Genomic DNA, 18,336 nt, shown 5'->3' on the forward strand with positions numbered 1-18,336 from the left:
CTTGAGCAGGCGTTACCAGGGCCGCGCGGTCACAACTGCGATCGCATCGGTGATATCGCCGGGCAGGACCTCATTGTGACCCCGTAGGAGCGCGGCGCGGCGAGCGTCTGCGGCTAGCTTCTCCACGGCTGCATGGGGCAAGCCCTTGAGTGCGCTGGCTGTTTTGTCAATATCGACTCCGCGATGCGGGACGGGGCGAAGTCGAAGACGGAGTAGCCGGCGCAGTTCATGTACAGAAGGAAGTCGGAAGGTGAAGACTTCGTCGAAGCGACGCCACAGTGCCGCGTCAAGAAGACCGGGGTGGTTAGTAGCTGCGAGCAGAAGACTGGGGCCGCGGTAAGTGTCAATCATCTGCAAAAATGCGGTTACTACGCGTTTCATCTCACCATGCTCACTGCTGTCGTCGCGAGAGCGGCCGAGAGAGTCGAACTCATCGAAAAGTACAACAAAAGGAGCCTGGTTGGCGTAGTCTAGAACACGCCTAAGATTACTTGCTGTTTCTCCTAGGTAAGATGAAACGACAGCATCGAGACGTACCAAAAGAAAAGGTCGTCCCAGTTCTGTGGCGAGTGCCTCTGCCGCAGTGGTCTTCCCACACCCTGGTGGTCCCTGTAGAAGTAGCCTCTGACGCCTGGGTATGCCCGCAGCGTCCAGGTCTGGCCATCGACGGACCTCTTCGACCAGTTGGCCTAGGGTGGCTGCAAGTTCGGGAGCTAGGACAAGATCTTCGATGAGCCGGTCTGGTGTACGCACCTCAGCAAGCGGCCACTCTCCCTCCCGGTCCTTCGGAGGCTCTGGAAGGATTACGGTGCTACCGGTATCGACCGTGCCACCTACGGCAAGGAGCTTCTGGAGATCGCGCGCCAACGCGTGATGCTGCTTGGCCTGCTCTTCCTCGATGATCTCAAGGGCCGCGCGACGGAACGCCAGCTCATCCCGGGTATGGAACGCCCGAAAGAGTGTCTTCAAGTGTCTGCCGGCCATGACCATGATGCTAGGGCGTCGGGCTGCGCCGTCCCACACAAACTCTCCGTACCGGAGTTTCGCATGCAGGTTGGTGCGCGGGTGTAGCACGCCGGTTCCAGCTGAGATCTCTTGGAGTTCGCCGCAGCATCCTGAGATGGGTGGCTGGCAGTGACCTGACGGGGGATGCGCCCTGCAACGGCAACAGGCGACCTGTAGATCACTCCACTGAGTCTCACGTGGGCTCAACCACATCGTCCTCACCGTCAACGGTTGCCGCGTTGATATCGGAGGTGACGCGGCTCATCGCTAGAAGGGCAAAGCCGGAGATAACCATGAGGCCGTCGAGTACCAGGGGGCCGACTGCTGCTGCCAGTGGGCCGTAGTGCCAGGCCAGTAGGAGGTCTCGGAGGTGGCCGTAGGAGATGACGGCTGAGCCGAGGGCCACGGTGCCGGTGCCGCCGAAGCGGGCGAGGGTCCATTGCCAGCCCTTGGGCCAGGGGATGCGGGAGAGGACTTCTACGGAGAGCAGTAGGCCGATGGGCCAGACTGCGGCTCCGATCTGCGGGGGCAGTCCTGGTGACCAGCCGGTGGGGTGGTGTTCGGCTGGTAGCCAGGTGTGGAGGACGTTGGCGGCGATCGACATGACCGAGCCGAAGACGAAGCCTGCCCAGGCCACCAGGCGGCCGTCTGTGGTTCGGGCTGGTGGAGTGGCTGGTGAGAGTGGCGTGGAGGTGTCGCCAAGGCTGGTGTCCTCCGTCGCCAGCTCCGCCAGCGCTTTGCGAACTGCGTGATCGGTGGCGCCGGTCAGGCGAACCAGGGTGGGGCGGCCTGGTGGTGGTTCGCCAGCTGCTCGCGCCGCTTCGAGCGCCTGTCGGATCTGGGTGACGAGTTCTGGGTTGGGTGCGGTCACTGGGCCGTCTCCCCGGCTCCGGTGGCTCGTGGGTGGCAGCGTGCGCAGAGGACCGAGCGGGTTCGGTCTTCGTCCAGCCAGATGACGCGGGCCGAGATCGGGTCGGAGTCGCGGGCGTCGCACTCGCCGCAGGGCGGCATGGGCGAGCGCGCCTCGGGCGCGCGCTCGCGTGAAGGACGGTTCTCTGGAGGGTTAAGGACGGTTCGGGGGCGAGTGCTGCCCCTCGTGAAGCTGTTCCTTGCCGGTCGTAGCGACGTTATCTGCCCCTCGTGCTGGTCAACGGGCGGCAATGCTCGCAGGCCGTGGTGGTGGCTGTCCGCAGGCCCGGTGAAGGGGCAGAGGGCCAGGTCGTAGCCGTTCGGCCTGCGGTCGGCCCTCTTGATGTGCGCGGCGATCACGGCTGGATCGGAGGGGCGGATCAGCTTGAGGGCTTGGAGGCTGCGCAGAGCTGAGCGGACGGTGCGCTCGGACAGACGCGTGTAGTGGATCAGCTTCTCGATGCTGGGGAAGGCGTGGCGACCGTTCGGGTCCGCGTGGTTCGCCAGGCCGATCAGGACGGCCGCCAGGCTGGCGGCGTCTCCGCGGTCGCGGGGGATCGGTGCATCGTTCAGAGCCCAGTTGATCGCTTCGATGCTCACCAGGACACCTCCTCGGCGAGGAGGTGGAGGGTGGTTGCCTCGGCATCGGTCAGGCCGATATTGCCGGTGACGGTGCGCAGGCGCGTCTGGCGGATGACCCAGTCGTGGAAGCCAGTCTTGGCTTCGAGGCCGGTCATCGCCATCGCGGTGCCGAGCTCGGTCCAGGACATGGCGTTGCGCGTGCGCAACAGGTCGGCGATTACGCACCAGCGGCCGGAGGTGGCCTCTTGGGCGATGCGGGTGCTGTAGGCCAGCTCGGCGAACAGGTCGTCGGCGGTTGGAGTGCTGCCTTCGATGTGGGCGGCCACGAAGGTGCGGAGTCGGGCTGACGACCAGTGCTCGACCAGTTCGCTCAGCGGCTGGCGCGGGACGTCGTCGGGTGTGCGGATAGAGGAGTGGGTGGGTGTCGACATCGGTGGGCCTCCGTCGCACCCGTCTCACAGTCGTCTCACGGACTGCTCGGACGGGGCGGGATTGGAGGCCCTGACCTGGACTGCGAAAGGACGCTCACCTGCGTGGACGGACCACGCGGACCGTGGAGGTCGATCTTCTCGCCTCTACGGATCAGAAGGTTGCAGGTTCGAATCCTGCCGAGCGCGCCACCTCAAACCCGCTCTCACCAGCGGGTTTGTTTTTTCTCGCTGCTTAGCTCGTGACCATTTCGCTGTGAGACGGCTGTTGTGTGCCCGATGTGTGCCCATCGGTTCCGGTCCGACGAGTGACCAGACCGGCGATCGTCTCTGCGGCATTCCGAGTGACTTCGGGAAGCACCGTCGAACAGGTGTCACTCGTCACAGTGATCGAGCTGTGGCCCAGCATCTCCTGAACCGTCTTCATCTCGACACCAGCCGCCAGGGCGAGCGTCGCCGCTCCGTGGCGGAGGTCGTGCAGCCGGATCGGCGGGAGACCAGCCTGAGCCGCCAACACGGCGAACCGGTCGGTGACCCACGACGGACGAAGCTGCTCACCGTTCCTCTGCGTGAACACCCGCCCAGACTCGACCCATGCCGGGCCTGCCGTCAGGCGCTCCGAGGCGCGTTGCGCGCGGTGCGCCTTCATCACCTTCACAGTGGCGGCGTCGAGGGCAACGGTTCGCTCTCCAGCCTCGGTCTTCGGGTCGCTCTCCTCGACCTCGTAATCCACCTCGGTGAGCTGTTTCGCCACCTGGAGGGTGCCCGCGTCCAAGTCCTCGTCTTCTGTCCGCAGCCCGCACACCTCACCTCGGCGCAGCCCTCGGAAGGGTGAGCACGTGCCACATCGCGTAGAGCCGGTCGTGCTTGGCGTGGTCGAGGAACTGGCTCGTCTGCTCTGGAGTCCAGACCATCACGGGCGACGGTCGCACGCCGGTGGCCTGCCACTGCTCGACGCGCTCGGCGGTCCATACCAGCGGCTTGGGTCGCTTTGAGGGGATCTTGAAGTGCGCGGCGGCGTTGAAGGTGATCAACTGCTGTGCGATGGCGTCGTTCAGCGCCGCGCGCAGGGTCGCCCTGATCCGCTGACGGCTCGACGGTCCGACCATCCGCCGGTACGGCGGCAGGCTCGCCAACTGCTCGCGCAGCTTGCGCTTCTCGCTGCGGACGCTCGTCCGCTTGATCTGCACCTCCAGTTCCTTGCGGTCGAGGTTGTTCGCCCGGATGACTTCGTTCTGGTCCTCGATCGCTTGGAACATCCTGGCGACGTGGGCGACTTGCAAGCGGTCGATCCGGACGTCGCCGATGTTGGGCTTGATGTAGAGGCGGACGTGGCTTTCGTAGCTGACGGTCGTGGCGCGGCGGTGCTGCTCCGACGCCATCCACTGATCGAGCCATTCACCGACCGTGATCCGGTTGACGAGGTTCTGACCGGTGCGCAGGCGGCGCTTGGTCTCGTCGTAGTCCGGGATCGGCTCCTTGTTGGCCGCGACCTGGACGAGCAGCGCGGCGATGGCGTCGCGTCCCTCGTCGTCGTCCTTCTCCGGGATCGCCAGGAGCGCGCGCACCTTGTCGAGGTCGGCCTGTGCCTTCTCCACGGTGGCGTAGCCCATGCGCCGGAAGACTCGGCGTTCTCCGTCTGCGGTCGGGGGTAGTTCCTGACGGATGGCGAGGGTGCCGTGACCCTTCTTCCTGGCGTTCGGGCACGCCTTGCCGTACTGCTTGCCCGTGTCGGGATTCCGGCAGGCACAGCGGCGGGTGATGCTTCCCGCTTTCACCGGTTGGTGTCCTTCCTGTCGAGTTGGTCGAGTTCGTCGTTGGTCGGTGGGGTGAGACCGGCTCGGCGCATCGCGCGGCGAACGTTGATCAGGTCGCGCTCGATGACCTGGGCGCGGTAGAGGTCTTCCGCGTCGGCCTCGATCAGCCGGGCCTGCCTGGTCTCGGGCGACTGGGCGAGTTCGGCGAAGCGGTGCGCGTTCATCGCCCGCTGCTCCGACTCCGTCAGCGCGCGGATGAGCCGTTCGTGCCGGCGCAGGAGGTCGAGCTGTTCGTGGTTGTCCTTCGGTTCCTCCTCGTACCACTTGTGGATGCCGGTTGCGGCGTCGTACTCCCCGCCGCCGCGTGGCTTGACGGGCTGGCGGCCTTCCCCGCTGAACCAGCGGATCGCGTGCCAGGGGTGTGCTGTCGCGCCGGGGGACCAGGTGACTTCGGCGTCGGTGTGCAGGGGGAACATCAGCACCACCGGGGGGACCAGGAGCGCCCGCGCGAGCACCGCCAGCTCGTCCACGGTGACGCCGCGACGTCGGCGACCGGTCTCGTCCGGCCGACCGGTCTCAATGCTGGTGATGGCGGAGAACGTCAGCCAGTCCGCGCCGAGTTCCTGGCACCGCTCGGCGAGCTGTTTGCGTGTCCAGCCGTGCCGATTGCGGTGTCGCTGGACTTCCTGCGCCACCGTCTCGCTCAGCTCGTGCACTGTGTCCTCCTGGTGATTCCCTTGCACTGGCTGGACAGGCTCGGTAGCGTCCGGTCCTGTTCAGTAGAACGATCATGCCATATCGAGAGTGCAATTTGCAACATCGGTGCTGCGAAATGAAGTCTGAGTGTCTGGGGAGATGACCCGCCGGGAACTGCTCGCGCTGCCGCCCTCGGTCGATCTGGTGACCGCAGGCCGTGCGCTCGGCATCGGGCGGACGAAGACCTACGAACTGGCGAGATCCGATCAGTTGCCGGTACGCGTGCTGCGGTTGGGCAAGCACGTACCGCGTCGCAACGGCCGACCTGCTGCGGGGTGCTCGGCGTCAAGGAGGACGACGCCGCGTGACGCAGACGAACAGCGGCGGCTCCCCGGCAGGAGCCGCCGCCCGGCATCGAGAAGTGAACCCCGTCCAGCGTAACGGGACGGTCTACGGCGTGTTGGAGCTGCGCATTGACGCGCTCGGCGACGCGACCCCGGTACCGCTCGGCGTGCGCGTGCGAGTCGATCTGGCGGACGCCCGATGGATCGACCTGGCGACGTTGGAACGTGCCGCACGGCTGACGTGGGGTGCGGCGGGCGTCGAGGTGGTCGGTCGGCACAGCGGCGCAATCGCCGAGGTCGTGCGGTACGTGCGCAGCGTCCATGAGCGCTACGCCCTCGCCGAGGTTGAGCACGCGCATCACATGGCGCGCTGGGGCCTCGGTGATGCCGCGTGACGCTGGCCTACGGCACCGATCCACCGAGCATCGAGACACCGCAGGGTAGGCACATCAGGCTCACCCCGGCTTCCGGTATCCGAATGCGCGCGGTGCGCTGGACCTGGCAGGACAGGGTTCCCGCGGGCTCCCTGTCGTTGGTGCCCGGTCGCGAGGGCATCGGCAAGAGCCAGTTCGCGTGCTGGCTGGCCGCCCAGGTCACCAACGGCACGTTGCCGGGCGCTCTGCACGGCGAGCCGCGACCGGTCATCTACACCGCAACCGAGGACTCCTGGGCGCACACTGTGGCGCCCAGGCTCGCCGCTGCCGACCTCGACGCGGTCTATCGGGCCGAGGTGGACGTGGACGGCATCATCACGGGCCTGACGTTGCCTCGGGACTGCGAGGCGCTGGGCGAGGAGATCACGGCGCGCGGCGTCGGCCTGCTGATCCTCGACCCGCTGCTGTCCGCCATCGGGACCGGGAGCTGCGGCAGGCCCTCGAACCACTGGCGCGCATGGCCGATCGCACGGGGTGCGCGGTGGTCGGGCTGGCCCACTTCAACAAGTCGGCGAGCCCGGACCCGCTGAACCTGATCACCGGAAGTCGGGCGTTCTCGGCTGTGGCGCGCGCCGTCTTGGCGGTCGCTCGCGACGAGGAGAGCGACGACGGCGCGTGTGTGATCAGTCAGGCCAAGAACAACCTCGGGCGGTTGGACCTGCCGTCACTGGGCTACCGCATCGAGTCCGCCGTGATCCCGACCGACGACGGTCCCGCCGAGGTCGGTCGGCTGGTCATGATGGGTGAGACCGAGCGCACTGTGCGCGACATCCTCGCCGAGACCGGCATCCCGAGGCACGCTCGGAGCGCGACGAGGCTGCCGCGTGGCTGCGCGACTACCTGATCCAGCACGGCGGTAGCGGCAAGGCAGCCGAGATCATCAAGGCCGCACGCGCGGACGGCATCGCCGAGGCGACGTTGAAGCGTGCCCGCAAGCGCGCCGGAATCGCGACCACCCGGCAGGGCTTCGGACAGGGGTCGGTCTGGTCACTCGACTTGTGACCCGTTATCCGGATCACCATTCGGCCCGTTCGGATCACGTCACGGGTGCTGATCCGAATGAGCCGAATGGTGATCCCGACGAGCACCGTCGCGACCGGTCGGCAGCCTCCCCGCGCGCACGCGAGCAGTCCTGACCAGGGGTGGGGGATGACCCCCCGACTGCCGTCCGCCCGACCGGTACGTCATAGCAGCTCGCGCTGTGTACGAAACTCGGGCGATCTCGGGTCACCGCCGCGCCGAGGACGGCGCGAGCTGATCGGTCAACCGCTGGAGAGCCGCGCGACCGTCCGCACTGACCTCGGCGAGACCGGCAGCGTCGGCCGCACGGATCGTCCGCTGCACCTGGTGCGGCAACCGGTGGACCTCGGCAGCGGTCAGCGCCGCTCGGAACGCCTCCGTCGCGCCGTCGAGATGCCGGGCAGCGAGCAGCACTTGCCCGGCGGTCACCCGCTCGATGATGTGCCACTGCGGTGCGACAGGTGGCCCGCTGACGTCGGTCTGCAACGCGCGCACGGCCTCGGCGGCGCGGCCGGTCGAGATCAGGCCGCGTAGTTCGATCTCCCGGAACGTGAACCGGTTGAACAGCATCCCGCGCCCCGCTTCCGCGTCGAGCAGGTCGCGGTAACCGGTGATCGCCTGGTCGAAGAGGTCCGCGTTGCCCTGTTCCCCCGCAGCACGCGCCAGCAGGGCGAACGCCGCGCCCTGGCCTTCCCGATCACTGGACACGGCCACAGCTCGGCTCAGTCGCGCGATTGCCGCGCCGACGTGGTCGGCCTTGCGCAGCTCGTTGCCGTGCATCCGGAGCGCGTGCGCGAGGAACACGGGATCGCCCAGCCGCTCGGCGACGACGAGGGCCTTGCCGGTCCAGCGCGCCGCAGCGGCCAACCGCTCCTCGGGCAGGACGGTGCCCAGCGAGACGCCCAGCGCCGCCCTGCCCTGCCCGAGCAGGATCATCGTGTCGCGCTCGGCGCGGCCCTCGGCGGCGCGCGCCTCCAGCCTGGCGACGAGCGGCCACAGCTCGTTGACCGCGTCGACCGCACGTCCGGACTGGCGGGCGATCTCGGCGAGTCGGATGGTCGAGTCACCGAACTGGATCATCGCGGCGAAGTCGGCATCGTCGTTGTCCGTCACGCCGAGCACGTGCATCGGCAGGCCGAGCACGCGCGCGATGTGGCGTCGGGTGGTGACGTCGCTGATGGTGCGCCGACCGGTCTCGATCATCGACACGTAGGTCTTGTCGTAGCCGAGCAGCGCGGCGAGCCGTTCCTGGCTGAGGCCGTTCACCCGTCGGTAGACGCGAAGGATCGTCGCCAGGTCACGAGTCCTCAGCGCCGCTGCCGCCTCGGGAGCCGACCACAGCCACACTGCCGGTGTCAGCGGGCGAACCGGCATGGTCGGCGGCGCGTGACGTGCGCTCGCGTGGCACGTCGGACAGACAGGCTCGACCGCGAGCCTGCTCAACTCGGCTCCGCACGACTCGCAGCGTCCGCCCGTCATGAGCGGCTACCGGATCAGTTCCCGGTCGGTCTCGCGCAGACGCGCGAACCAACTCGCGATCGAACGCTTGTACCCGTCCGGCATGTTCAGCCCCCGCACCTCGGACTCGGCGAACAGCCCGATCTCCTTGTGCTCGTGGGAAAGCACGGGATCAGCGTCACCGTCCGGGTAGCAGCCGTAGGTCACGATGAACACGTTCTTCTCCGCTACGTTGATGTAGTACATCCACGTGTCGAGGATCGGCCCGGTGGTCACCTGCCACTGCGTTTCCTCGGCGATCTCCCGCGCCACGCACTCCTCGGGCGTCTCGCCGGGCTCGATCCGGCCGCCGGGTAGCTCCCACTCCTCGCGCTCGTTCTTCAGCAGCAACACCCTGTCGTCACGCACCACCACGCCCTTGATCGAGACGGGGTAGACGGGCTGGCTCATCGGCGTTGACCTCCGGAAGGCGTGCGCGATCTGCTCACCCGCAACGTAGCAGCCGATCACCCGACACCAGGCGACGCTGTGTTGACAGCTTGTCACTGGACGTGCGCGATGGGATCGCGTTCCCATGATCTCCGCGAAACAAGCGTTTCGGGAGGTAGAGACGATGGACAACCCCTTCGATGGCGGTTGGATCACGGCCGATGACGAGTCGGCAGTGGTTGGCGCGCTGAGTCGTCACGGCCTGGTGTTGGTGGAAGGGCTCGCCGACTCGGCCGACCTGCTCCGTCTCGCTCGCTCCGTCGCCACGGTCGTCCCGCATCGGGACAGCGCGTCGGACGGCGTCACGACGCTGGTGGACCTCGGTTCCGACCAGAACGGCGCGTTCGCCGGGTTCAGCTCGTGCGCGCTCGCGCCGCACACGGATCGCTCCGGTGTCGCCAACCCGCCCGCCTTGCTGGTCTTGGGTTGCTCGCAGCCCGCGACGAGGGGCGGTCAGTGCGTGCTGATCGACGGGCAAGCCGTGTACGACACGCTCGCCGAGACCGCACCTGACGCGCTGGCGGCGCTGTGTGCACCCCGATCCGTGCTGTTCGGCGGTGCATCTGGCCACCTCGGCGCGGTCTTCACCGAGTACGACGGCGGACGGGTCACCATCAGGCTGCGCCAGGACGACCTCGTGCAGTTCTCGCCCGAGGTGAGCCGGTGGTTGCCGACGCTGCGAGCGGCGATCGACCAGCACGTGACCGAGCTGGACCTGTGCGCCGGACAGGGTTACATCCTCGACAACTACCGTTGGCTGCACGGTCGGCGAGCGTTCACCGGGCACCGCGTGGTGCACCGCGTCAACGCGAACCCGCATCCTCACCTCGGCATCCGGACCGGCATCCCCACCGAAGTACGGAGCGCTGCGGTATGAGCGACGCGGCGGCGGTGCGCGCGTTTCCCGCCTTGGCGGGACTGGTCGCGATCCGGGACGCGGGATGGCAGTTCGTGCACCAACGTGTCGTTGACGGCGTTCCCACCGAGGTTGACGGGTTCCGGCTGTGGCCGGACGGCCGGCACGACGCCATCCGCGTGCGCAGCAGCACCGACGCGATGGCGTTGCGCGCGGACGGCGACGAACCGCCCGGCATCGTGTGGGAGCGTGCCGGTTCGTTGTCCGACGTGGTGGAAGGGCTGTTGAGCCTGCCCGCGCCGACCCAGCGGTTCGCCCCTCGCCTGATCGTCGCGTCCGCTCCCGCGCTGTGGCTGCCATGACTCGACCGGACCTCAGCGACCGCCCCGCGGCGCACCCGGCGTGACCAGATGTGCGTCTGCGGCTGGCAACTGATCGCCGTGACGTTGGCGTTGGTCGTGCTGGTCATCGGCTATGGCGAGATCGAGGGCCGCCGCCGAGCCCGCGCCAATGACGCCCGTTCCGCGACAAGACCACCTGACCGCTTCGGCAGCACCGGGCGGAATCTCTCCCACGCCCGGCCGTCCGGCCGCCGAAGCCCTCGACGCGGTGGGAGGGCCGTCCGTCCCGACCCGGACAGCCCTCCCACCGCGTTCCCGGACACCACCACCAGAAGGGCTAGCAACTCCCCATGATCCCTACGGATCTGCCCGTTCACATCGAGCAAGACAAGACCGCTCGCGCGAAGGTGCTCGACGCCTGCGGTATGACGTGCACGTTCTGCCACAACGAGGGCACACCCGTTGCGGTGGACAACCGCCGTCGTCCTGTCGGCGACTTCACGATCGCCGGTCCCAGCGGGCGCATGTCGATCTACGCCGCCACCAACGGCGCGGCGTTCTTGCCTGCTCCGATGCCCGCGAACGAGCAGTTCGGGCACGCGCTGGTCGCGTTATGCGATGCGCTGCACCTGACCGAGGTCCACCTGACCGGCGGTGAACCCACCCTGCACCCCGCCATCGCGCGGCTGACGAAGATCGCCACCGAGGCGGGTTTGCGGGTCGGGATGACGTCCAACGGAGAGCACGGCGCGGAGGTGCTTCCCGACTGCGCCGCCGCTGGACTCGACCGGGTGAACTTCTCGATCTTCGGTACGACGGCCGACGAACTCGCCGAGACTCAGCACGCCCGCTACCGCAATCCCGAACGTGCGCAGCGCAAGATCGACGCCCTGAAACGCTCAATCGCCGTCTGTGAGGCGCACGGGGTCAAGGCCAGCGCGAACATCGTGGTGCTCGACTACAGCCACGCGCCGCGCGTGCACCGCCTGCTCGATGAGTACTCCCCGCACCTGTCGGTCCGGCTGCTCAACTCGCTGGACCACGGCACGGCCTCCGTCGAGGCCATCGAGCGCATCCTGGCTGAGCGCGGAGCTGTCGCCGAGGCGCACTACATCACCGCAGGCGTCTCCGGGGCGCGTACCGCCTACCGCCTCCCGGACGGACGGCGGGTGTATTTCAAGCAGATTCGGCGCGTCCGGCTGCCCGAGACGTGCGCCGGATGCCGGTTCAACAACGACACCGACTGCCAAGAGGGTTTCTACGGTGTGCGGCTCTACTACGACCGCAACGGCCGCTACCAGGTCGGTGTCTGCATCCAACGGATGGACCTGTCCATGACCCTTGACGACTTCCTCACCGGGCCGGTGCTGGCAGAAGTGCTGGCCCTGCGTGAGGTCGAGTACGACCGACTCACCCGCCGCCACGCGGCATAACGTCGGACCAGCACCGATCAACCAGGAAGGACGGCCGCGAGTGCCGATCGAGCACACTGCGCCCATTGAGTTCGAAGGCAAGATCCTCGACGTCGATCCCGCCGAGATGGAACGGCTCATCCTCGACAAGGGCGGGCAGAAGGTCGGCGAGCGGTTCATGCGCCGCTACGTCTACGACATCACGCCCGGCGACCAGTCCAAGTGGATCAGGCTCCGGGACACGGGCGACGAGGTGACGCTGACCGTCAAGCAGATCACCAGCGACGCCATCGACGGCACCCACGAGACTGAGGTACGCGTTGACGACTTCGACGCGACCAACGCCCTGCTCGGCGTGCTCGGGTTCACCGCGAAGTCGTACCAGGAGACCAAGCGCACGAGCTTCGTCCTCGACGGCGCGCAGGTCGAGATCGACACGTGGCCGCGCATCCCGCCCTACGTCGAGATCGAGGCCGGATCGAAGGACGAGGTCGTTCGGGTCGCCGCGCTGCTCGGCTACGCCGAGGAGGAGCTGACCGGGGAGAACACCATCAAGGTCTACGCCCTCTACGGCATCGACCTGAACACCATCCCTGAACTGCGCTTTTAGGCATCATCAGGTGTGCTCGGTGTGTGCCCGAAGTGAGCCCGGACGCGCGATGATCACGCGGTAGAGATCGTCACCGAAAGGCAGCGAACCTGGTCTGACCTGCACAGGCCAGACCAGGACGGTAGCGCCCGGCAGCAACCATCATGATCGGGACGGAACTACGGATCAGAAGGTTGCAGGTTCGAATCCTGCCGAGCGCGCCACGCAGAACCGCAGTGAGACCACCGTCTCGCTGCGGTTTTCGCTTTCCCCGGGCATTGCCTTTGCCCGCATCGCCGAGATGCCCTCTGCATGGAAGCCTTGGTGGGTGGTCGAAGGGTGTTTGATCTGCGCGAAGCACCGAGGCGAAGGGCCGTTGGTCGGACCGGTGGTCTGGCGGAACGATCTGCTCGTGGTGTCGCACCGGCCCGTCGACGACACCGGGACCGGGGTTCCCGGGCACCTCTTTGTCGAGACCCGACGGCACGTCGTGTCACTCGACGGGCTTGAGCCGGACGAGGTCGGAGCGGTCGCGGAAGCGGCGTGGCGGGCGGGTCGTGCGTTGCGGGCCGAACTGGATCCCCAGTTCGTCTTCTCCGCGGTCGTCGGTCGGGCTGTGGCGCACTTCCACCAGCACGTTTTCGTCCGCCACGCGGGCACTCCCGACGACGTCGGCTGGATGGACGGGCACTTGTGGGCCGGCGCACCACGCATGACGTCCGACGACATCCGGCAACTCTGCGGACGCCTCCAGCGCCACTTCCCGGGACCGTGACGATCGCCGCCCGCCTCCGCCGCACGCGGATGTAAAAGATGCTTGACATCATGTCAAGCCGCGCTTACCTTAAGGGTGTCAAGTTTCCTTTACATGGAGTGTGCGATGTCCTACGAGGAGAAGGGAACCCTGGTGTACCTGGTGGTCAGTGCGCTGACCTACCTCGGGTACGTCGGGGTGGTCCTGAGTCGGGCCGGTGGTGCGCCGATGGCCGAGGTGTCGTACGTGTCGCCCATGTTGTGGTCCATCGGCATCTCCATCGGGCTGTCCATCGTCGGGCGCATCGCGTTCGAGATGGCAAAGCCCAGCGAGAGCCACAAACCCGACGCCCGCGACCGCGACATCGACCGGTTCGGGGAGCACGTGGCCGGGATCGTGCTCGGCGGCGGCATGGTGCTGCCGTTCGGGTTGGCGCTGGCCGAGGCGCCGCACTTCTGGATCGCCAACGCCATCTACGCGGTGTTCACGCTGTGGGCGGTGTTCGGGGCGTCGGTCAAGTTGGTCGCGTACCGGCGGGGGTTCTAGTGGGCAAGCCGACCAGGATCACCAACTCGATCCGTGCACTCCGCTTCGCCAACGGCGAGATGACGCAGGCCGAACTGGCCAGGCGGATCGACGTCACCCGTCAGACGATCATCGCCATCGAACAGGGCAAGTACTCGCCCTCGCTGGAGATGGCGTTCCAGATCGCCCGCGTTTTCAACGTCCCGCTCGGCGACGTGTTCCAGTACCCGGAGGACGACTGATGAGAGCGATCATCCAGGACGCGTACGGCGCCCCGGAAGCAGTGCTGCGCCTCGGCGAGATCGAGAAGCCGGCGGTCGGGGACGGCGAGGTGCTGGTGCACGTCCAGGCCGCCGCGGTCAACGGCACGGACTGGCACCTGCTCCGCGGCCTGCCCTACGCGGCACGGCCCGGGATCGGTGTGCGGCGACCGCGCAACCGGGTCCCGGGCCTGGAACTGGCCGGCACGGTCGAAGCTGTCGGCAAGGGCGTGACGACCCACCAGATCGGTGACGAGGTGTTCGGGTGGTGTGGCGGCGCGTTCTGCGAGTACGTCGCGGTGCGCGAGGGTCGCGTGACGGCGAAGCCCGCCAACCTCACGCCGGAACAAGCGGCGGCCGTGCCGATCGCCGGATTCACCGCACTGCAAGCCGTTCGGGACCGGGGACGGGTGCGGGCCGGGCAGAAGGTGCTCGTCACCGGCGCTTCCGGGTGCGTCGGCACGTACGCCGTGCAGCTGGCCAAGCACTACGGCGCCGAGGTCACCGCGGTGTGCAGCGCGGCGAAGGCGACGATGGTCCGGGAACTCGGTGCGGACCACGTGCTCGACTACGCGGCCGGCCCGTTGACCGCGAACGGGTTCGACGTGGTGCTCGACATCTACGGCAACACCCCTCTGCGCACGATCAAGCGCCTGCTGAAGCCGGGCGGGACGGTCGCGCTCGTCGGCGGCACGGGCGGACCGTGGTTCATGGGCACCGACCGGTGGATCCGCGCGATGTTCGCGGCCCCGTTCCTCGGCATCAAGGTGCGGCCGCTCGTGCACAAGGACAGCCTCGACGACCTGGTGCTGCTCCGCGAGCTCATCGAGGCCGGCAAGCTCACGCCGGTGCTGGACCGGACGTACCCGCTCACCGAGGTCGCCGTCGCGATCGAGGACGTCCGGCGGGGCCGCGTGCGCGGACACGCCGTCGTCACGCCGTAGCCGAACGGCCTGCCGGTGGTCGACCACCGACAGGCCGTTCAGGCACGCGGCCAGCGGCTAGCGGACGTAACCCTTCTTCTGCCACCCGAACTGAACCAGCTCGGGGTGGCTGCTCCAGGTGCCGGTCACCTGGACGAAGTTCGGCAGCGTTCTTCGGAAAAGCGGGTGGTCGGGACGTCCGAGGTGCGGTGGACGTGGCATCGGAAAAGCCGTTGGTCGTTTCCCGCTGCCGGCGTCCGCTGTGAGAAGGCAAGCTGTTCGACCAGGCCCCGACAAGCGGTTCCGGACAGCCCCGTTCGTTCCCGGACAACGAAAAGGGCGGCACCCACGAGCCGGGATGCCGCCCTTTCCGTCCGAGAGTGATCAACCGCGCGTTCGACCCGACTCCGCCAGCACCCCGTCGGTGAACGCGGGCCAAGCCGCCACGGCCCACTCACCGAAGTTCCGATCGGTCAAGGTCACGCACGCGACCCCGGCGTCCGGGTCGATCCACAAGAACGTGCCGCTCTGGCCGAAGTGACCGAACGTCCGAGGCGAACTCGAAGCCCCCGTCCAGTGCGGTGATTTCCCGTCCCGGATCTCGAACCCCAGTCCCCAGTCGTTGTTCTTCTGCAGCCCGTAACCCGGCAACACCCCGCGCAACCCCGGAAAAACCACCGACGTGGCCTCCGCCACCAGCTCACCGGACACGAGTTTCGGCGCCTGCACCTCCGCCGCGAACCGCACCAGATCCGACACCGTCGACGTGGCACCGGCCCCGGCCGAGCCGTCCAACGTGGACGACGTCATTCCCAACGGCCCGAACACCGCCTCCGCCAGGTATTCCGCGAACGGGATCTCGGTCGCCGCCTCCACGAAATCCGCCAGCACCTGGAACCCGGTGTTGGAGTAGATCCGCTTGGCGCCCGGCGCGGCCTGGACGTCGGTCGAATCGAATGCCAATCCGGACGTGTGCGCGATCAGGTGGCGCACCGTCGAACCGGAAGGCCCGGCGGGCTGGTCCCATTCGACCGCGCCCTCTTCCACCGCCACCAGCACCGCGTACGACGTCAGCAGCTTCGTCACCGACGCCAACGGGAAACGGCGGTCGATCGGGCCGTGCGTCCCCAACACCTCGCCCCGCGCGTCGACCACGGCCGTCGCCGCCGTCTCCACCGGCCACGATGACACCGCCTGCAAGCTCTCCATGCCGCAGACTCTGCCACGTGTCACCCCGAGAGCTGGTCGTCCTCGGCACCTCGAGCCAGGTGCCGACCCGCACCCGCAACCACAACGGCTACCTGCTGCGTTGGGACGCCGAGGGCTTCCTGTTCGACCCCGGCGACGGCACCCAGCGGCAGATGGTGCGCGCCGGCGTCGCGGCGAACGACATCACCAGGCTGTTCGTCACGCACTTCCACGGCGACCACTGCCTCGGCGTGCCCGGCATCGTGCAGCGCCTGTCCCTCGACCGCGTCCCGCACACCGTGCACGCGCACTTCCCGGCCGAGGGCGCGGAGTTCTTCGACCGGCTGCGGCACGCCAGCTCGTTCCACGACGTGGCGGACGTCCGCGCGCACCCGGTCACCGAACCGGGCGTGATCGCCGAGGGGGCGTTCGGCCGGCTCGAAGCGCGGCGGCTCGACCACACGCTGCCCGCCTGCGGCTACCGCCTGGTCGAGCCGGACGGCCGCACGATGATCCCCGAACTCCTCGAGGCGCACGGCATCCACGGCCGCGCGATCCGCGAGCTCGAACCACCGCTGTTGGACGAGGTGAGCGTGCCGCGCCGGGGTCAGCGGTTCGCGTTCGTCATGGACACCCGGCTGTGCGACGGGGTGTTCGAGCTGGCCGACGGCGCCGACATGCTGGTCATCGAGTCGACGTACCTGCACGTCGACGAACCGCTCGCGGTGGAGTACGGGCACCTCACCGCACGTCAGGCGGCACGGGTCGCGGCCGAGTGCGGTGTCCGCAAGCTCGTCCTCACCCACTTCTCGCAGCGCTACACCGACCCGCGCCTGTTCCACGACGAGGCCGCCGGGGTGTTCGACGGCGAGATCGTCGTGGCCGCCGACCTGGACCGGATCGCCGTGCCCCGACGGCGCGCGTGACCGCCGGGACGGCGCGCGTGACCGCCGAAATTGTCGGACCCCGTCGGTAGGATCACTGCAAGGGTTCCCCTTGGCGGGGACCCCTGCGAAGCCGTTCGGACCTGGCCGAAGGGCCGGAATCCGCGGCCTCGGCGGCCCACTGGTCGCGGACCAGCGTTTCGAGATCCGAGTGAGCCGGTCGCCAGCCCAACGCGTGCAGCCGGGTCGTGTCCGCACGCTGTTCGCGCACCTCGCCGGGGTGCGCGGGCCGCCGCACGACCGGCACCGGTCGGCCGGTCACCCGCTCCACGGCGGCCAGCACGTCGGCCACGCTCGTCGGCGTCGCGCCGACGTTGAGCGCCTGGTAGCCCTTCTCGTCGCACTCCACCGCCGTCACGAACGCCCGCGCCACGTCCCGCACGTGCACGAAGTCCCGCACCGCCGACCCGTCGCCGAACACCTCCATCGACGGCAGCCGCCCGGCCGCCACCCCGCACGCCCTGGTGATCACGCGCGTGTCGTCCCGGTCCCCGCCACCGGCGACGTTGAACAACCGCAGCGCCACCGCGCTCACCCGGCCCGCGGCGGCGGCCCACGCCAGCACGTCCTCGGCGGCGGCTTTGGAAGCCGCATAAGGGGTGGACGGCGCACGCGCGCAGTCCTCGTCGATCACACCGCCCCCGGAGACGGCGCCGTACACACCGGCCGTGGACGCCAGCACGAACCGCGGCGGCGGCGACCGCAGCAGGTTCACCGTGCCGCCGACGTTCACGTCGTAGTAGCGCACCGGGTCGTCGAACGACTCCCGCACGCGCGCGAGGGCCGCCAGGTGCACGACCGCGTCGACCTCGCCGAAGCCGCCAAGCCCTTCGGACGACCGGACATCACCCGTAAAGGGGATAGGGGTGTGACCCGCGGCCGACAGCTCCGCCAGGACCGCCCGTCCGATGTACCCGGTGGATCCGGTGACCAGCACGCGCATGCCGACATCCCACCACGCGACCACTCGACCGGCGGTCATCAAGAAGGTGGAAATTGACCCTAAAGGTGTGGACAGGCGGGGCCGATACAACCCAAGTGAGTTACCCGCACCCATCCATGCACTCGGGCATCGACGGCGTTCTCGCTGAGTACGCCGTGCACGAGGCGAAGCGCCAGCGCTTCCTGGAGACCGCGGCCGCGATCGTGGCCGCCGCACCACCGTCGGTCGACGACACGCTCTTCGGCCTGACCCTCCCGTTCCCCAAGGCCAAGGGGCCGCGCGCCTTCCTGAACCGGGTTGACCAGGTACTTCGCGACGCCGCTCGATGATCTCGCAAGGACGTCGCTGAACCCATCGGCAAGTTTCATCCGGTCGTTGCCGGACCGTGCTAGGCCGAGCCCATCGCCTGCCTCTACAGTGCGTGGCACCCGGCGCTCGCCGGTTGTCTCGTCTGCTTCTCATAAAGCGAGTTCTCGGCG

At 68.1% G+C, this 18,336-nt stretch carries 24 protein-coding genes; 13 read left to right on the forward strand and 11 right to left on the reverse strand.

Features of this window, described 5'->3' with window-relative positions; translation table 11 throughout:
* Positions 1–12: 12 nt before the first annotated feature.
* The 7 genes from FM051_RS40195 to FM051_RS40220 form a co-directional block, all read right to left on the reverse strand.
* Positions 13–984: an AAA family ATPase gene (locus FM051_RS40195; protein WP_158852371.1), complete on the reverse strand. Its 972-nt coding sequence runs from the start codon at positions 982–984 to the stop codon at positions 13–15.
* Positions 985–1,198: 214 nt separating this feature from the next.
* Positions 1,199–1,876, reverse strand: coding sequence for a DUF2637 domain-containing protein (locus FM051_RS40200; RefSeq protein WP_158852372.1), 678 nt, complete (start codon positions 1,874–1,876; stop codon positions 1,199–1,201).
* Positions 1,873–2,514 (reverse strand): helix-turn-helix domain-containing protein, encoded by a 642-nt coding sequence (locus tag FM051_RS40205; RefSeq protein ID WP_158852373.1) that lies wholly within the window; start codon positions 2,512–2,514, stop codon positions 1,873–1,875. Before FM051_RS40205 ends, FM051_RS40200 begins: the two co-directional genes overlap by 4 nt.
* Complete coding sequence (locus FM051_RS40210) at positions 2,511–2,927, reverse strand: hypothetical protein (protein WP_158852374.1); 417 nt, start codon at positions 2,925–2,927, stop codon at positions 2,511–2,513. The genes FM051_RS40205 and FM051_RS40210 overlap by 4 nt, the downstream gene beginning before the upstream one ends.
* A 232-nt stretch (positions 2,928–3,159) precedes the next feature.
* Positions 3,160–3,699, reverse strand: coding sequence for a tyrosine-type recombinase/integrase (locus FM051_RS50920; protein ID WP_238412985.1), 540 nt, complete (start codon positions 3,697–3,699; stop codon positions 3,160–3,162).
* 31 nt (positions 3,700–3,730) lie between these two features.
* The gene (locus FM051_RS50925) at positions 3,731–4,702 is read right to left on the reverse strand and encodes a hypothetical protein (RefSeq protein ID WP_202919256.1); all 972 of its coding nucleotides are present in this window, start codon (positions 4,700–4,702) and stop codon (positions 3,731–3,733) included.
* Positions 4,699–5,397 (reverse strand): helix-turn-helix domain-containing protein, encoded by a 699-nt coding sequence (locus FM051_RS40220; RefSeq protein WP_158852375.1) that lies wholly within the window; start codon positions 5,395–5,397, stop codon positions 4,699–4,701. The genes FM051_RS50925 and FM051_RS40220 overlap by 4 nt, the downstream gene beginning before the upstream one ends.
* A gap of 344 nt (positions 5,398–5,741) precedes the next feature.
* On the opposite strand from FM051_RS40220, the gene FM051_RS50170 reads away from it, so the two are divergent.
* The 3 genes from FM051_RS50170 (at position 5,742) to FM051_RS50935 (ending at position 6,999) form a co-directional block, all read left to right on the forward strand.
* Positions 5,742–6,116 carry a hypothetical protein gene (locus tag FM051_RS50170; protein ID WP_162470789.1) on the forward strand — a complete coding sequence of 125 codons (375 nt, stop codon included), beginning with the start codon at positions 5,742–5,744 and terminating at the stop codon, positions 6,114–6,116.
* An 83-nt stretch (positions 6,117–6,199) separates the two neighbouring features.
* Entirely contained in the window at positions 6,200–6,685 is a 486-nt protein-coding gene (locus FM051_RS50930) for an AAA family ATPase (protein WP_202919257.1), read from the forward strand.
* The gene (locus FM051_RS50935) at positions 6,637–6,999 is read left to right on the forward strand and encodes a hypothetical protein (RefSeq protein WP_202919258.1); all 363 of its coding nucleotides are present in this window, start codon (positions 6,637–6,639) and stop codon (positions 6,997–6,999) included. The genes FM051_RS50930 and FM051_RS50935 overlap by 49 nt, the downstream gene beginning before the upstream one ends.
* A 383-nt stretch (positions 7,000–7,382) precedes the next feature.
* On the opposite strand, the gene FM051_RS40235 is transcribed toward FM051_RS50935, so the two are convergent.
* On the reverse strand, positions 7,383–8,549 hold the full coding sequence (locus tag FM051_RS40235; RefSeq protein ID WP_238412986.1) for a helix-turn-helix transcriptional regulator: 1,167 nt from the start codon (positions 8,547–8,549) through the stop codon (positions 7,383–7,385).
* A 111-nt stretch (positions 8,550–8,660) separates the two neighbouring features.
* Positions 8,661–9,083 (reverse strand): NUDIX hydrolase, encoded by a 423-nt coding sequence (locus tag FM051_RS40240; protein ID WP_158852377.1) that lies wholly within the window; start codon positions 9,081–9,083, stop codon positions 8,661–8,663.
* Positions 9,084–9,246: 163 nt separating this feature from the next.
* Between FM051_RS40240 and FM051_RS40245 the strand changes: the two genes are divergently transcribed.
* The 8 genes from FM051_RS40245 to FM051_RS40280 all read left to right on the forward strand — a co-directional run bounded on the left by FM051_RS40245 (position 9,247) and on the right by FM051_RS40280 (position 14,803).
* Positions 9,247–9,999, forward strand: coding sequence for a TauD/TfdA family dioxygenase (locus tag FM051_RS40245; protein ID WP_158852378.1), 753 nt, complete (start codon positions 9,247–9,249; stop codon positions 9,997–9,999).
* Positions 9,996–10,340 (forward strand): hypothetical protein, encoded by a 345-nt coding sequence (locus FM051_RS40250; protein WP_158852379.1) that lies wholly within the window; start codon positions 9,996–9,998, stop codon positions 10,338–10,340. Before FM051_RS40245 ends, FM051_RS40250 begins: the two co-directional genes overlap by 4 nt.
* Positions 10,341–10,669: 329 nt before the next feature.
* Positions 10,670–11,752 (forward strand): radical SAM protein, encoded by a 1,083-nt coding sequence (locus FM051_RS40255; protein WP_158852380.1) that lies wholly within the window; start codon positions 10,670–10,672, stop codon positions 11,750–11,752.
* Between the two features lie 40 nt (positions 11,753–11,792).
* Positions 11,793–12,341, forward strand: a complete 549-nt coding sequence (locus FM051_RS40260; protein WP_238412987.1) for a class IV adenylate cyclase — start codon at positions 11,793–11,795, stop codon at positions 12,339–12,341.
* A 367-nt stretch (positions 12,342–12,708) separates the two neighbouring features.
* Positions 12,709–13,095, forward strand: a complete 387-nt coding sequence (locus tag FM051_RS40265; protein WP_238412988.1) for an HIT family protein — start codon at positions 12,709–12,711, stop codon at positions 13,093–13,095.
* Positions 13,096–13,200: 105 nt separating this feature from the next.
* Complete coding sequence (locus FM051_RS40270; RefSeq protein WP_158852382.1) at positions 13,201–13,620, forward strand: hypothetical protein; 420 nt, start codon at positions 13,201–13,203, stop codon at positions 13,618–13,620.
* Positions 13,620–13,841, forward strand: coding sequence for a helix-turn-helix transcriptional regulator (locus tag FM051_RS40275; protein ID WP_158852383.1), 222 nt, complete (start codon positions 13,620–13,622; stop codon positions 13,839–13,841). Before FM051_RS40270 ends, FM051_RS40275 begins: the two co-directional genes overlap by 1 nt.
* A complete protein-coding gene (locus FM051_RS40280) occupies positions 13,841–14,803 on the forward strand; it encodes an NAD(P)-dependent alcohol dehydrogenase (RefSeq protein ID WP_158852384.1) in 963 nt (320 codons plus the stop codon). The genes FM051_RS40275 and FM051_RS40280 overlap by 1 nt, the downstream gene beginning before the upstream one ends.
* 363 nt (positions 14,804–15,166) lie before the next feature.
* Here the strand turns inward: FM051_RS40280 and FM051_RS40285 are convergent, their stop codons facing one another.
* The gene (locus tag FM051_RS40285; RefSeq protein WP_158852385.1) at positions 15,167–15,991 is read right to left on the reverse strand and encodes a serine hydrolase domain-containing protein; all 825 of its coding nucleotides are present in this window, start codon (positions 15,989–15,991) and stop codon (positions 15,167–15,169) included.
* A 17-nt stretch (positions 15,992–16,008) separates the two neighbouring features.
* On the opposite strand from FM051_RS40285, the gene FM051_RS40290 reads away from it, so the two are divergent.
* On the forward strand, positions 16,009–16,896 hold the full coding sequence (locus FM051_RS40290; RefSeq protein WP_158852386.1) for a ribonuclease Z: 888 nt from the start codon (positions 16,009–16,011) through the stop codon (positions 16,894–16,896).
* A 52-nt stretch (positions 16,897–16,948) separates the two neighbouring features.
* On the opposite strand, the gene FM051_RS40295 is transcribed toward FM051_RS40290, so the two are convergent.
* Positions 16,949–17,896: an NAD-dependent epimerase/dehydratase family protein gene (locus FM051_RS40295; protein WP_238412989.1), complete on the reverse strand. Its 948-nt coding sequence runs from the start codon at positions 17,894–17,896 to the stop codon at positions 16,949–16,951.
* A 77-nt stretch (positions 17,897–17,973) separates the two neighbouring features.
* On the opposite strand from FM051_RS40295, the gene FM051_RS40300 reads away from it, so the two are divergent.
* Complete coding sequence (locus FM051_RS40300) at positions 17,974–18,186, forward strand: hypothetical protein (protein WP_158852387.1); 213 nt, start codon at positions 17,974–17,976, stop codon at positions 18,184–18,186.
* Positions 18,187–18,336: the final 150 nt, after the last annotated feature.

The sequence above is a fragment of the Saccharothrix deserti genome, assembly GCF_009769385.1.
GTDB lineage: Bacteria > Actinomycetota > Actinomycetes > Mycobacteriales > Pseudonocardiaceae > Actinosynnema > Actinosynnema deserti.

Excerpts from the sequence above, each read along its gene's own strand:
- FM051_RS40295 (WP_238412989.1), bottom strand. The coding sequence starts at position 17,896 with ATGACCGCCGGTCGAGTGGTCGCGTGGTGGGATGTCGGCATGCGCGTG.
- FM051_RS50930 (WP_202919257.1), top strand. The coding sequence starts at position 6,200 with ATGCGCGCGGTGCGCTGGACCTGGCAGGACAGGGTTCCCGCGGGCTCC.
- FM051_RS40195 (WP_158852371.1), bottom strand. The coding sequence starts at position 984 with ATGGCCGGCAGACACTTGAAGACACTCTTTCGGGCGTTCCATACCCGG.
- FM051_RS40280 (WP_158852384.1), top strand. The coding sequence starts at position 13,841 with ATGAGAGCGATCATCCAGGACGCGTACGGCGCCCCGGAAGCAGTGCTG.
- FM051_RS40250 (WP_158852379.1), top strand. The coding sequence starts at position 9,996 with ATGAGCGACGCGGCGGCGGTGCGCGCGTTTCCCGCCTTGGCGGGACTG.
- FM051_RS40270 (WP_158852382.1), top strand. The coding sequence starts at position 13,201 with ATGTCCTACGAGGAGAAGGGAACCCTGGTGTACCTGGTGGTCAGTGCG.
- FM051_RS40300 (WP_158852387.1), top strand. The coding sequence starts at position 17,974 with ATGCACTCGGGCATCGACGGCGTTCTCGCTGAGTACGCCGTGCACGAG.
- FM051_RS40255 (WP_158852380.1), top strand. The coding sequence starts at position 10,670 with ATGATCCCTACGGATCTGCCCGTTCACATCGAGCAAGACAAGACCGCT.
- FM051_RS40235 (WP_238412986.1), bottom strand. The coding sequence starts at position 8,549 with ATGCCGGTTCGCCCGCTGACACCGGCAGTGTGGCTGTGGTCGGCTCCC.
- FM051_RS40285 (WP_158852385.1), bottom strand. The coding sequence starts at position 15,991 with ATGGAGAGCTTGCAGGCGGTGTCATCGTGGCCGGTGGAGACGGCGGCG.
- FM051_RS40210 (WP_158852374.1), bottom strand. The coding sequence starts at position 2,927 with ATGTCGACACCCACCCACTCCTCTATCCGCACACCCGACGACGTCCCG.
- FM051_RS40240 (WP_158852377.1), bottom strand. The coding sequence starts at position 9,083 with ATGAGCCAGCCCGTCTACCCCGTCTCGATCAAGGGCGTGGTGGTGCGT.
- FM051_RS40245 (WP_158852378.1), top strand. The coding sequence starts at position 9,247 with ATGGACAACCCCTTCGATGGCGGTTGGATCACGGCCGATGACGAGTCG.